Raw genomic sequence first — 13,316 nt, 5'->3', positions numbered from 1 at the left:
GTTCTACTTTCCTTATTACTGTGTGTTGCTATTTCGAATTTGTTATCACTTAGATTACACATTAAAATAACTTTTGTCAATAACTTATCTGAAAATTTTGATTTAACCGATAATTTAAAATAATATTTTTCATTGTTACTGTGATGATATACTATGTTTAACTAAAAAAATTATTTTATTTAAGAAAGTAGGTGTAAAAAATGAATGATTCTATAGATGAACGACTCAAAGTAGATAACAATGCGCACGTAAAAGAAATTGCTATTAACAGCATTAAACCTAATCCTTATCAACCTAGAAAAACATTTGATCAAGAACGTTTAGAAGATTTAGCTGAGTCGATAAAACTTCATGGTATTTTACAGCCTATCGTGTTACGAAAAACAATATCTGGTTATAACATTGTAGTTGGAGAGCGACGTTATCGAGCTTCAAAACTAGCAGGATCAACGACAATACCAGCTATTGTAAAAGTGCTATCTGATGAAGACATGATGGAACTCGCTGTGATTGAAAATTTGCAGCGCGAAGATTTAAATGCGATTGAAGAAGCAGAAAGTTATCGTAAGCTAATGGATGATTTAGAGCTGACTCAACAAGAAGTTGCACAGCGATTAAGTAAATCTAGACCTTATATTGCCAACATGTTGCGTTTACTACAATTGCCTAAGGAAATTACTCAAATGGTTAAAGATAATAAATTATCAGGTGCACATGGACGTACATTATTAGGGATAAAAGATAAACAAAAGATGAAAAGCATTGCTGAGCAAGCCTTCCAGGAGTCTTGGAGTGTACGTACATTAGAACAGTATGTAAATGAAAACAATGAAGATAAAAAAAAGATTATAGAGAAACAACAAGCAACTAAAAAACCAAAGTTTATTCAACAGCAAGAGCGACAACTAAAAGAACAATATGGTTCAGCTGTGACGATTTCTAACAAAAATAAAAAAGGTTATATCACCTTTGAATTTAAATCCGAAACGGAGTTCAGAAGGTTGATACACCAATTGAATGAGAAATATAATTAAAATAGAATTTTTATCTGTTAATTAATAAGTGTAAAGCATTTTTAAAACATATTAATAAGAGTAAATAAAAAAGTTAAAACCACAAGCCAACTCATTTATCGTCTGGTGCATGTGGTTTTTAATTTTTGTTAAAACTAATTTCTAAAAAAATATATTTTATTTTAAATTATATTATGAATGAAAGTAAGCAATGATTTCCTATATATTGTCTTTTAAAAAATTGTTAATCATAAAATAGTTACAAATTAATGAATATTGAATGTGAAAATTATGTGAAATAAAACACATTCTCTTGTAAGTAAACGAATGGCGTACAATAATGGAAGTGAAGGAATAACTAGGAGGGGTTTTATGTTAAATCAAGAAGAAATACAGACTATAAGAGAAACGGTACCATTATTAAAAGATAAAGGGCAGACAATAACATCAACTTTCTATAAAAGATTATTTGAACAACATCCTGAATTGAAAAATATATTTAATCAGACTAACCAAAAAAGAGGGTTACAATCTTCTGCATTGGCGATGGCAGTGTTAGCAGCGGCAGAAAATATCGAAGACTTATCACCGATTGTTCCCGCAATTATGCCTGTGGTTTACAAACATTGTGCTTTACAAGTAAAAGCTGAGCATTATCCAATCGTTGGTGAAAATTTAATTTGGGCAATTCAACAAGAGACTGGTTTAAAAGAAGACGATCCTATTATCCAAGCTTGGATTAAAGCATATGGAGAAATTGCTGATGCATTTATCGGTTTAGAAAAAGAAGTATACAGTAAAATGGCTTGGGATGGTTTTAAACCATTTACTGTAACAAATATCACTGATGAAACTGAAATAATTAAATCATTCACAGTAACATCTGACGACATTGATTTAAGTCAATTTGTACCTGGACAATATATTACAGTAGACATATCTAGTGAGAAGTTGCCATACAGAGCTAAAAGACATTATTCTATTGTAGATGGTGACAAGGATTTCTTAACATTCGGTGTACGTAGAGACGTTACGGAAGAACATGAAGGTGAAGTATCTACAGTGCTACACGATGAAGTGAACGTTGGAGACACTCTATTGCTATCTGCACCAGTTGGTGGATTTGGATTGGCAAACAAAGATAACAAACAATTATTCTTAGGCTCTGGCGTAGGTGTTACACCTCTCGTTTCAATGTATAAAGAAGCAGTTGATGCTGGTTTAACTTCAACATTCCTTCAATCAACATCCGATGCTCAAAATGTAGCATTTGAAGAAAATTTAGAAGCAATCACAGCACAATCTTCAGTAGCACAATTTGATAAACATTTCCGTGATCAAGACGGATTTATAGACGCTGAACAATTAAAACAATACCTTGATGGTGAAACAGAAGTTTATGTATGTGGTGGTAATTCATTCTTAAAAGCTATGATTCAAGAATTACAAAAATTAGAAGTACCAATGGAGCATATTCATTTTGAAACATTTATCCCAAGATTGAGCTTTTCAGTGTAATTTAACTCGGTTTACACATTTTATATAGATTCAAAAAATATTATAAAATAAACATGGTATTTTATTTATCTGAAGACCTTTCATTTTTATTAAATAAGCCCTCGACTTAATAGCTTAGTCGGGGGTTTTTTATTTTACACTGCGCAAATATTTTTCAAATAAATCAAAAATATAAAGATATAGTGCCAGTTAAGTATACTTTGTAATTAGCAAAACAATTTGAGCATAAATTGTATGTATACAAAGCATTTTTACCCTCTATACACATAAAAATAGACATTCAGTTGTCGTATAACGTTTCGTAAAATAATGAAAATTCTAGGTTTATATAATTGACCTATTAAATCCAAAAGCGTAGTATAAACAAAGTACTTTGTTAAAAGTACTTTTATAAAACTATATATATGTGTATTAGAGAGGATAATTAAGATGAAATTTAGTGCTTTTTTAAAAACAAAAGGGGCAGTTGGCGCAATATTCATGGGGATTTTTTATGGATTAGTGATGTTGGCCATCTTTTTACCTGGTTACAAAGCGATGCCAGGTAATATTGATAAATTACCGATTGCGATTGTTAACGACGATAAAGGGGATTACGGTAACCAAATATCAAAACAATTGAACAAAAGTTTACCGTTCGATCATATTAAAAAAGATATTTCTAATGCGAAAGCAAATAATCAGTTAGAACATAATAAATTAAATCTTGTTATTCATATACCTCAAGATTTTTCAAGTGATTTAAAATCTGAAAAAGCTACACCAGGACTAGATTTTAAAGTGAATGACGCTTCTCCAACGATGATTAGTCAATCTATGGATTCAATCGGAAGTGAAATTAATAGTCAGCTTAGTAAACAATTTTCTAACCAAACTACAGAAGGTGTTTTACAACAAGCAAAAATACCTGATGAACAAATGGACGGCTTAATTAAGCAAATAAATGCCTCATATTCTGGTGACATTACTCATATGAATAAAATGCCATCAAGCATGAATTTTAAAATGTTACCTATGTTTTTAACTTTAGCTGGATATGTAGGAGCAATGATTGGAGCGATGCAATTAGTTAGTGCATTTAAAGAAAACAGAAACAAGGCTAGTAAAACTAAATTGTTCATCTATGTTCAACTAACAGCCTTAATCATTGGACTAGCTTCTTCTGTAATTTCGTTAGGTATTGCTTATTTAGTAAATGATTTAGAAGCTGATAAATTCTTAAGTATTTTTGGCCAATTAGTATTGAATTATTGGGTTTCCTTTAACTTTACTGCAATCGTCGTTTTCCTAATAGGTCAGGCAGGTATGATTTTAAATATTCCTATTTTACTCATACAAACAATTGCTAATGGGGCAACAATGAGTCGTGATATGATGCCTACAGTTTATAACTGGATGAGTCATATTTCACCAATGTATTATTCAGTGCAGGGTCATTTTGCAAACATTTTTGGAAGTGTGTCACAAACACCATATATTTTATCTATGGTAACTGTAGGTGTCGTTGCCATGTTGGTTAATATTGTTATCGTAACTTTTGTTTATAAAAAAGAACCCGATGTTGTTTTTGAGCATTACAAAAATACTAACGAAACACTTGCAAACTATTAATATCTTCTTTGATTCTGTTAAAATAAAGGTATTATGAGAAAAGGAGACTTTAATAATGTCTATCCAAATATTTATATTAGGGAAATTAATGGAAAAAAACAGTTATCCTTATTTATTAAAAAAACAGCTATCAGAACCAATACCTTTTGATAAAATGAGCGGACTAACAGAAAGTAAACTTTATTATAATTTTGAAGCATTATCCAAAAAAGGCCTTGTAGAAATAGTGGAGACAATTAAAGAAGAAAATCGTCCGGATAAGCAAGTATTTCAAATTACTGAAAAAGGTAAACAAACTTTGCCTAAATTGATATATAAGTTGTTCGAGAACACTAAAGAAATTAGTGAAATGTATGTTGGTGTTGCTTACCTTAAATTTGTAGATAATCAAAAAGTAATCAATATCTTGGAAAGCAAGATTCAAGATAATAAACAAATGTTAATAGAAGCACAAGAGATAAAGCACAAAATTCAAGTAACGCCTGAAAATGAAGGGCTTTTAAATTTTATGTCGGATCACTTTACCACTAAAACAAATAATACAATTCATTTTTTAGAAAAACTAATAACACTTATTGAAAATGAAAATGTATGATATTAAAGAAGGAACGAGTAACGTAAGAACGGTTACTTGTTCCTTCTTTGTTGTTGTGAAAAGATGGTGCCTTATAGATATGAATTTGCAATGAAAAAAGGTTTTAATATATTTTAAACAATACTTTTATTTTTTGTAAATGAGTAGTACAATATAATCAAATAATTAAAATTTTGGAGGGATACCCAAGTCTGGCTTAAGGGAAATTAATAGTTAATATTAATTAGAAGCATCTTGCTTGCGTTGGTTCGAATCCTTCTCCCTCCGTTGAAAATCATTTAGCCAAGCCTTCCTAGTGCTTGGTTTTTTTAATGATATATAAATATTGTTCAATGCATTATAAATTAAGAGAAAGTAGGTTTACAATGTATTTCACTCACTTGAAAGTTGATGAATTTGAAAGTTTTACTCATAATCATGCCTCACATTACACACAAAGTGCCAACCATTTTCATTACAGAAACCAACATAAAAACGATGTGCATATTGTAGGTGTTAAAGATAACGAAGATAATGTTATAGCAGCATGCCTTTTAACTGAAGCACGTTCCTTTAAATTTTTTAAATATTTTTATACGCATCGAGGACCTGTTTTGGATTTTTCGGATTATCAGTTAGTAAGGTTTTTCTACAAAAATTTAACTAAATATTTAAAAAAGCATCGTGGTTTATATGTTTTAACAGATCCATACACGTTAGAAAATATAAGAAATTCTCAAGGTGAAATATTAGAAAGTTATAACAATAAACCACTTATTAAGACTATGGAAGATATCGGTTATAAACATCAAGGGTATACAGTAGGGTATTCTCAAATAAGTCAAATTCGTTGGTTATCTGTTCTGGATTTGAAGAACAAAACTGAAGATGACCTACTTAAAGAAATGGATTATCAAACACGTAGAAATATTAAGAAAACATACGAGATGGATGTACAAATACGTACACTCCCTATTGAGGAGACTAGTAGATTTTTTAAATTATTTAAAATGGCTGAAGAAAAACATGGTTTTAAGTTTAGAGATCAGCATTACTTTAAAGAAATGCAAAATATTTATCATGATAATAGCATGTTAAAATTAGCATATATCGATTTGTCAGCATTGTTAGTCAAACAAAATAAACAATTAGAAAAATTAAATGAAGACTTAGAAAATATTAAAGCGCGCTTAGAAAATAATCCTAACTCGAAAAAAAATAAAAATAAGTATGAGCAGGGTTTACAACAAATAAAAGCACAACAAAGAAAAGTAACCGAAACAGAAGCATTAATCAAAACAGATGGAACCATATTGGATTTAGCAGCTGCACTTTATATTTACAACGATCATGAAGTTTATTATCTTTCAAGCGGCTCCAACCCTAGATACAATACATATATGGGTGCCTATAGATTGCAATGGGAAATGATAAAATTTGCGAAAGCGCACAATATCCATCGTTATAATTTTTACGGTATAACAGGAGATTTCAGTGAAAATGCTGAAGATGCTGGTGTACAAAAATTCAAAGCAGGCTTCAACGCGCATATAGAAGAGTATGTTGGAGATTTTATTAAACCAATAAGACCTTTACTTTATAAAATATATGCATTAATAAAATAGGGTTGATTTACTTAACCATTGATTTGAATTTCTAAAAATTGAAATGAGCTAGCCACCTTTTTATAAAAGGTGGCTCAGACTGTCGACAAAGTCTCCGACTTTGTCGGCAGTTTTTTGTGCATGCTTTCCGCGGGCACTGCCTTAGCCTGTAGTCTTCGGCTAGTGCGCTTCCCGCAGGAGTCGGCCCAAATCACTGCCAATATCACACTAAAAGTATTACTGATTTAGAAGTGGGATAATATGTTAAAAGAGAACGATAAAAACAATTTGCTTATAGTCTACATGCATGTGTAGATAAAGATGGTTATATCATTGAAAAGCACTGTTGATACTGTAAAGAAACAATATAATTTGCGAAGTCAAACAATTGAGAGAAGATTTAGGCGATATAAAAGAACAGCATGGTATGCGATGAACGAAATATAGACACCATGACAAAGTTTCTATGGAGACCATGTTAATTTGTGTTGCCATGAATCTTTAAAAATTGGCAATATGGTTAGTAAAATGGCCAATAATGGTTTGAAATACCACTACTATTTTGAAAAAACTATATAAGTAGACAAACCCTTCGCAAATTAATGCGAAGGGTTTGTTTACGTTCTGAATCACCTTTTATAAAATGATGGCTTTTAAAATACAGTCAAAAATGAAAAATCTAAAAAATTTCAGAAAAATGTGAAAAGGTGGTAGAAAAGGCGGAAATTCAATATAACAAGGTTGTTATAAAAATGAATTAACTTAGAAATTAAAAGTGCTTAAAACACTATGACTATGCACTTTCTATACAAATTTAATAAAAAATGTAACTAATGCGCACGTTCAAATATACACTTGACATAAAAATTTACAATGAGTAAAGTGTAAATCATAATTATTTTCAAATAATTCTAAATTTATAATAAATCTAATTATAATGTATTCATGTACGTTATGAGGGGGCGAATAGATTAATGTTTGAACCAAAAGTTACTTATGAACATTTTAATGCAAATGTCTTTGAGTCAATAGATATTGATGATGAAACAAAAGGTGCACGCGAAATCGTCTCATGGGCTTACCAAACCTATGGAGATTCGGTTATTTATGCCTGTAGTTTTGGCGCGGAAGGCATGATTTTAATAGATTTGATTTATAGTGTTAAGAAGGATGCACAAATTGTATTTTTAGATACAGGCCTTCACTTTCAAGAAACATATGATTTAATTGATCGTGTTCAAAAACGCTACCCAGAACTACGTGTTAAACTTAAAAAACCGGAATTAACTTTGGAAGAGCAATCATCACAATATAACCCCGCACTTTGGAAAAACAATCCAAACCAATGTTGTTATATTAGAAAAATCAAACCATTGGAAGATGTCTTGTCTGGTGCTACTGCTTGGATTTCTGGGTTACGTAGAGCGCAATCACCAAGCCGTCAAAATACGCAGTTTATAAATAAAGACGAACGTTTCCAATCAGTTAAAATTTGTCCATTGATACATTGGACATGGGATGATGTATGGCAATATATTAAAAAATATAAATTGCATTATAATGAATTACATGATTTTAACTATCCAAGTATAGGATGTATACCGTGTACGACAGCTGTTGAAGGATCAGGAGATTCAAGAGCGGGAAGATGGACCAATTCAAACAAAACAGAATGCGGCCTTCATACCACAGACCATACATCTTTATAATAATAAATTTTTTTTGACATTAAATCCTAGTATTCCCATCGGATAGATATATCTAAAGGATGATTAAACAAAATAATCTTAGGTGATGGTTAAAAATTTTTCTGAAAAGAGTATGGCGTCAATTGTTGAGTAAGTTTAAATAAAATGATTGTTAAATAAAAATTAAAATGAGGTGAAATGGTTGTGAACTTATCCGTAATAAATAGTCCATTTGATGAAAATCAAGCCACACAACTAAACCAAATTATTCAAAATCTTACGATTGAGCAGCAAGTTTGGTTAAGCGGTTATTTAACTGCAAATTTACAAAGTGTTACTACAAAACAAGAAACACCATCGGAAGTAGCTCAGTTTGTATTAAATAAAGAAAACACTTCAAATAGTGAGAGACATATCACTGTATTGTATGGTTCAGAAACTGGTAATGCACAAGGTTTGGCTGAAAAGTTAGCTGATCGCCTTGTCGAACTCAATTTCAATGTGAAATTGAGTGCAATGGGTGATTATAAAACAAAAGATCTAAAAAAAGTAGAAGATTTATTTATTATTTCTTCTACTCATGGTGAAGGAAATCCGCCCGATAATGCCATTAGCTTTCACGAATTTTTACATGGTAGAAAAGCACCTAAGTTAGAAGGTGTACGTTTTTCAGTTTTATCACTCGGGGACGCATCATATGAATTCTTCTGTCAAACAGGTAAGGATTTTGATGCACGTCTAGAAGATTTAGGAGCTTCCCGCTTAGTAGATAGACGAGATTGTGACTTGGATTTTGATGATATGGCTGAATCTTGGATGGATCAAATTATTGAACAGTTAAGCGAAGCCTCATTGAGTGAAGAAAAGGTGACAACAACGAACGCGGTACAATTGACAAATGAAAAACGATATTCAAAAACACAACCTTATGAAGCTGAAATATTAGAAAATATTAACTTGAATGGTAGAAGCTCTAATAAAGAAGTTAGACATATTGAATTACAATTTGAAGATTATGGTGAAGACTATGAGCCAGGTGATTGCTTGGTTGTGATTCCAGAAAATGATGAAAAACTAGTAGAAGTCTTACTGGATAAATTAGATTGGGATGCTCAAACAGAAATACCAATCAACGACAAAGGCGATGTGCTTTCATTAAAGGATGCACTACAACATCATTTTGAAATTACTAAATTAACTAAACCACTACTACAAAAAGCAGCTGAGTTGTTTGGAAATGAAGCGTTGGCAGAAAACGTCTTAGATCAAGCGTGGGTTAAATCTTATGTTTATGGTCGAGATTTAATTGATTTAATTCAAGACTTTAAACCAGAAAACCTGGCGCCTGAGGTGCTATATCAATTTTTAAGAAAATTACCACCTAGAGAATATTCTATAGCGAGCAGTTATGAAGCAAATCCTGATGAAGTTCATATCACTGTAGGCGCTGTAAGATATCAAGCACACCAACGTGAGCGCCAAGGTGTTTGTTCAGTTCAATTAGCTGAACGCATGGAACCTGGAACATCTATATCTGTATATCTAAAGAAAAACCCGAATTTTAAATTTCCATTCGATGAAGCTACACCCGTCATTATGATTGGCCCTGGAACAGGTGTCGCACCTTTTAGATCTTATTTACAAGCACGTGAAGAGTTAGATTTATCAGGCCAAACATGGTTGTTCTTTGGAGAACAGCATTTTACAACAGACTTTTTATATCAAACAGAATGGCAAGATTGGCTTAAAGAAGGTGTGCTGAGTAAGTTGGACTTAGCATTTTCAAGAGATACGGATGAAAAAGTTTATGTTCAACATAAGATTGTGGAACAAAGTGAAACTTTTTATGAGTGGTTAAAAAACGGTGCATCTTTATATGTATGTGGCGATGAACAAAATATGGCTAAAGATGTACATAAAGCGATACATCAGGTCTTAGTTAAAGAAGGTAATATGTCAGAGGAAGAAGCTGAGACTTATTTGACACAAATGAAAAAAGACAAACGATATCAAAGAGACGTTTATTAGAAAAGGAGCTGATCACGTGACAGAGTCAAATTTAAATTTTTCTCAAAAACTTGATGAGATGGAACGTATCAAAGCTGATAGTAACTACCTTCGTGGCACAATTGTTGAAGGGTTAGCAGATAGAATTACAGGTGCTATTTCAGAAGAAGATACTAAATTATTAAAGTTTCATGGGAGTTATATGCAAGATGACAGAGATCTTCGCGATGAACGCCGTAGACAGAAGTTAGAGCCTGCATACAGTTTCATGATAAGAGTGCGTGCTCCGGGCGGTGCTTCGACTCCAGAACAATGGATTGCGATGGATGATATCGCGAATCAATATGCAAATCAAACGATTAAATTAACGACGAGACAAGCGTTTCAATTCCATGGGATTTTAAAAAGAAATTTAAAACAAACGATGTTTGATATAAACCAATCTTTATTAGACACGCTTGCAGCATGTGGAGATGTTAATCGTAATGTGATGTGTAACCCTAACCCTTATCAATCTGATGTGCATGCGGAAATTAATCAGATTGCGAGTGATATTAGCCGTCACCTTTCACCTAAAACACAGGCTTACCATGAAATTTGGTTAGACGGAGAGAAAGTGTTAGATACGAGTGATCAAGAACCAGAACCAATGTATGGCAAAACCTATTTGCCACGTAAATTTAAAATTGGTATTGCAGTCCCACCCTCTAATGATATCGACGTATTTTCACAAGATATCGGGTTAATTTCAATCATTGAAGACGGTGAATTAGTTGGATTTAATCTCACAGTTGGTGGCGGCATGGGTATGAAACATGGAAATACTGCGACGTACCCACAAGTTGGACGATTGATTGGCTATTTCCCAAAATCACAGGTCATTGATGTTTGTGAAAAAATCCTTACGATTCAGAGAGATTATGGAAATCGTGAAGATAGAACGAATGCACGTTTTAAATATACTGTGGATCGCAAAGGGGTAGCATGGATCACGGATGAACTGAATCGTCGTTTAGGTTGGGAATTAGAGTCCAAGCGTGCATTTCACTTTGAAGATAATGGTGATCGATATGGTTGGACTGAAGGCAGTGGTAAGCATCATTTCACTTTATTTATTCAAAATGGACGTGTTAAAGATACGGAAGAATATAAATTGAAAACAGCGTTAAGAGCGATTGCTGAAGTACATACTGGAGATTTTAGACTTTCACCTAACCAAAATTTAGTAATTGCGAATGTTGAAACAGAGAAAAAGCCAGAAATTGAAGCACTCATAAAGCAATATGGTTTAACAGATGGTGAACATTATACTGGGTTGCGGAAAAATTCCATGGCTTGTGTCGCTTTTCCTACTTGTGGTTTAGCAATGGCAGAATCTGAACGGTATTTACCTTCATTAATTACCAAAATAGAAAGCTTGTTAGATGAAGCGGGCTTAAATGAAGAAGAAATAACTATTAGAATGACGGGATGCCCTAACGGTTGTGCGCGTCCGGCATTAGCTGAAATTGCATTTATTGGTAAAGCACCAGGTAAGTACAATATGTACCTAGGTGGCGGTTTCGCTGGTGATCGTTTAAATAAATTGTATAAAGAAAATATTGATGAAGCAGAAATATTAGAAAGTTTGAGACCCATTTTATTGCAATATGCACAAGAAAGAACAGATGGTGAGCGCTTTGGTAATTTTGTAGTCAGAGCAGGGATTGTTGAAGCAGTCACAGACGGTCAATTATTCCATAGTTAATCAATTAAAAAGGTGGTGTTAGGATGGGAAAAGTTTTTTTAGTAGGCGCAGGACCTGGTGATCCTGATTTAATTACAGTTAAAGGTAAAAAATCGATTGAAACAGCTGACATTATTTTATACGACCGTTTAGTTAATCCTGAGTTATTGGAGTACGCATCTATAACTGCGCAGTTAATATATTGTGGTAAAAATCCTAACCATAAATCTGTTTCGCAAGTAGATACTAACCAACTACTCGTTGATTTGGCTCAAGAAGGTCACACGATTACACGCTTGAAAGGTGGAGATCCTTTCGTTTATGGCAGAGGCGGCGAGGAAGCAGAAGTATTAGCCGCCAATAATATTTCATTTGAAATCGTACCAGGTATAACTGCAGGTATTGCAGCACCTGCATACGCAGGTATCCCTGTAACACATCGAGATTACAGCTCTTCTGTTGCATTTGTTACGGGTGTTATCAACAAGGAAATTGACAAGGATGAATACTGGAGACATCTAGCTTTAGGGCCGGAAACGTTATGTATCTATATGGGCGTTAAAAAGCTGCCAGAGATTGTTGAGTTGCTAACTAAAAATGGGCGTAATAAAAATACGCCAGTAGCGCTTGTACATATGGGTACTTCTAAATTACAAAAAACCGTTGTTGGCACATTAGAAACCATTGTCCACGGTGCAAAAGATGTTGAAAACCCAGCGATGATTATTGTGGGTGAAGTCGTGAAATTGCGTAACCGCATTAGTTGGTTTGAGGAAACATATAAAAATGAATTATTAACACAACTCACATAACAGTGGCTGGAGGGATAATTATATGCAAGGCGTCTTATATGTTAGTCATGGTAGCCGTGTAGCAGAAGCAGTTGAAGAAGCAACGTCATTGATTGAGCGTGTTCAAGCAAAAGTTAATATTCCTTTACAAGAAACATGTTTTTTAGAACTTGCAGACCCAGATATATCTGAAGGTTTTAGGAAATTAGTGCATCAAGGTGCAACTGAAATTTCCGTGATCCCTGTATTACTGCTTAGCGCAGGTCATTACTACAAAGATATACCTGTAGAGATTGAACGTATTAAAACTCAATTTCCCAACATAAAAATCAATTACGGTAAGCCTTTGGGTGTACAAAAACGATTAACTGAAATTCTTAAACAACGTTTAGAAGAGCGTGAAATCACGCCTAATGCTGACGCTAAATTATTAGTTATTGGTAGAGGTAGTTATAATCCACAAACGAAGCAAGATTTTTCGATAATAAAGTCACAATTATCAGAAATGTTTCCTTCTAAAAGCATAGAAGTGTGTTATTTGGCAGCTTGTGAACCGCTATTTGAAGATGCGTTGGACCGTTTAGTAAACGCAGGTCATTCGCAAATATTTATTTTACCGTATATCTGGTTTACAGGTATTTTAGACCAACATATCGCTGATGTTGTGAGTGCATACCAATTAAAAAGTGACATTATTTTAGCAGCTCATCTAAGCCATCACGAGCAATTACAAATTGCATTAAAAGAACGTGTTGAAGAGACGTTTGATACAGTTTAGTCATTT

Annotated in this window: 10 protein-coding genes, 1 tRNA gene and 1 other annotated feature (1 of these 12 only partly in view); all 11 genes read left to right on the top strand. The window is 33.1% G+C overall.

The annotated features are described in order from the left end of the window. Positions 1-28 (bottom strand) — a binding site (T-box leader) (it extends 346 nt beyond the left edge of the window). Positions 29-200: 172 nt separating this feature from the next. The 11 genes from KA873_RS08835 (at position 201) to KA873_RS08785 (ending at position 13,310) form a co-directional block, all read left to right on the top strand. Next, complete coding sequence (locus tag KA873_RS08835) at positions 201-1,034, top strand: ParB/RepB/Spo0J family partition protein (RefSeq protein ID WP_107384156.1); 834 nt, start codon at positions 201-203, stop codon at positions 1,032-1,034. A 351-nt stretch (positions 1,035-1,385) separates the two neighbouring features. Continuing rightward, positions 1,386-2,531 (top strand): globin domain-containing protein, encoded by a 1,146-nt coding sequence (locus KA873_RS08830; protein WP_107504867.1) that lies wholly within the window; start codon positions 1,386-1,388, stop codon positions 2,529-2,531. Positions 2,532-2,960: 429 nt separating this feature from the next. Then, complete coding sequence (locus KA873_RS08825) at positions 2,961-4,142, top strand: YhgE/Pip domain-containing protein (RefSeq protein WP_226956013.1); 1,182 nt, start codon at positions 2,961-2,963, stop codon at positions 4,140-4,142. Positions 4,143-4,197: 55 nt separating this feature from the next. After that, positions 4,198-4,737, top strand: coding sequence for a PadR family transcriptional regulator (locus KA873_RS08820; RefSeq protein WP_107385299.1), 540 nt, complete (start codon positions 4,198-4,200; stop codon positions 4,735-4,737). A gap of 175 nt (positions 4,738-4,912) precedes the next feature. After that, positions 4,913-5,004, top strand: a tRNA-OTHER gene (locus tag KA873_RS08815). 98 nt (positions 5,005-5,102) lie between these two features. After that, entirely contained in the window at positions 5,103-6,341 is a 1,239-nt protein-coding gene (locus tag KA873_RS08810) for an aminoacyltransferase (RefSeq protein WP_210140257.1), read from the top strand. Positions 6,342-7,294: 953 nt separating this feature from the next. Beyond that, complete coding sequence (locus KA873_RS08805; protein WP_210140256.1) at positions 7,295-8,029, top strand: phosphoadenylyl-sulfate reductase; 735 nt, start codon at positions 7,295-7,297, stop codon at positions 8,027-8,029. A gap of 183 nt (positions 8,030-8,212) precedes the next feature. Then, complete coding sequence (locus tag KA873_RS08800) at positions 8,213-10,036, top strand: assimilatory sulfite reductase (NADPH) flavoprotein subunit (protein WP_210140255.1); 1,824 nt, start codon at positions 8,213-8,215, stop codon at positions 10,034-10,036. A gap of 16 nt (positions 10,037-10,052) precedes the next feature. Further along, a complete protein-coding gene (locus tag KA873_RS08795; RefSeq protein WP_107384181.1) occupies positions 10,053-11,762 on the top strand; it encodes an NADPH-dependent assimilatory sulfite reductase hemoprotein subunit in 1,710 nt (569 codons plus the stop codon). Between the two features lie 23 nt (positions 11,763-11,785). Beyond that, entirely contained in the window at positions 11,786-12,553 is a 768-nt protein-coding gene (gene cobA, locus KA873_RS08790; protein WP_107384182.1) for a uroporphyrinogen-III C-methyltransferase, read from the top strand. Positions 12,554-12,575: 22 nt separating this feature from the next. Beyond that, positions 12,576-13,310 carry a sirohydrochlorin chelatase gene (locus KA873_RS08785; RefSeq protein ID WP_107384183.1) on the top strand — a complete coding sequence of 245 codons (735 nt, stop codon included), beginning with the start codon at positions 12,576-12,578 and terminating at the stop codon, positions 13,308-13,310. The last annotated feature ends 6 nt before the right edge of the window (positions 13,311-13,316 follow it).

Source organism: Staphylococcus sp. GDY8P45P (genome assembly GCF_017892745.1).
GTDB lineage: Bacteria > Bacillota > Bacilli > Staphylococcales > Staphylococcaceae > Staphylococcus > Staphylococcus cohnii.
This window is presented reverse-complemented; position numbering and strand designations above follow the sequence as displayed.

Coding starts and splice junctions, on each gene's coding strand:
- KA873_RS08785 (WP_107384183.1), top strand. CDS start 12,576: ATGCAAGGCGTCTTATATGTTAGTCATGGTAGCCGTGTAGCAGAAGCA.
- KA873_RS08830 (WP_107504867.1), top strand. CDS start 1,386: ATGTTAAATCAAGAAGAAATACAGACTATAAGAGAAACGGTACCATTA.
- KA873_RS08835 (WP_107384156.1), top strand. CDS start 201: ATGAATGATTCTATAGATGAACGACTCAAAGTAGATAACAATGCGCAC.
- KA873_RS08825 (WP_226956013.1), top strand. CDS start 2,961: ATGAAATTTAGTGCTTTTTTAAAAACAAAAGGGGCAGTTGGCGCAATA.
- KA873_RS08810 (WP_210140257.1), top strand. CDS start 5,103: ATGTATTTCACTCACTTGAAAGTTGATGAATTTGAAAGTTTTACTCAT.
- cobA (WP_107384182.1), top strand. CDS start 11,786: ATGGGAAAAGTTTTTTTAGTAGGCGCAGGACCTGGTGATCCTGATTTA.
- KA873_RS08805 (WP_210140256.1), top strand. CDS start 7,295: ATGTTTGAACCAAAAGTTACTTATGAACATTTTAATGCAAATGTCTTT.
- KA873_RS08820 (WP_107385299.1), top strand. CDS start 4,198: ATGTCTATCCAAATATTTATATTAGGGAAATTAATGGAAAAAAACAGT.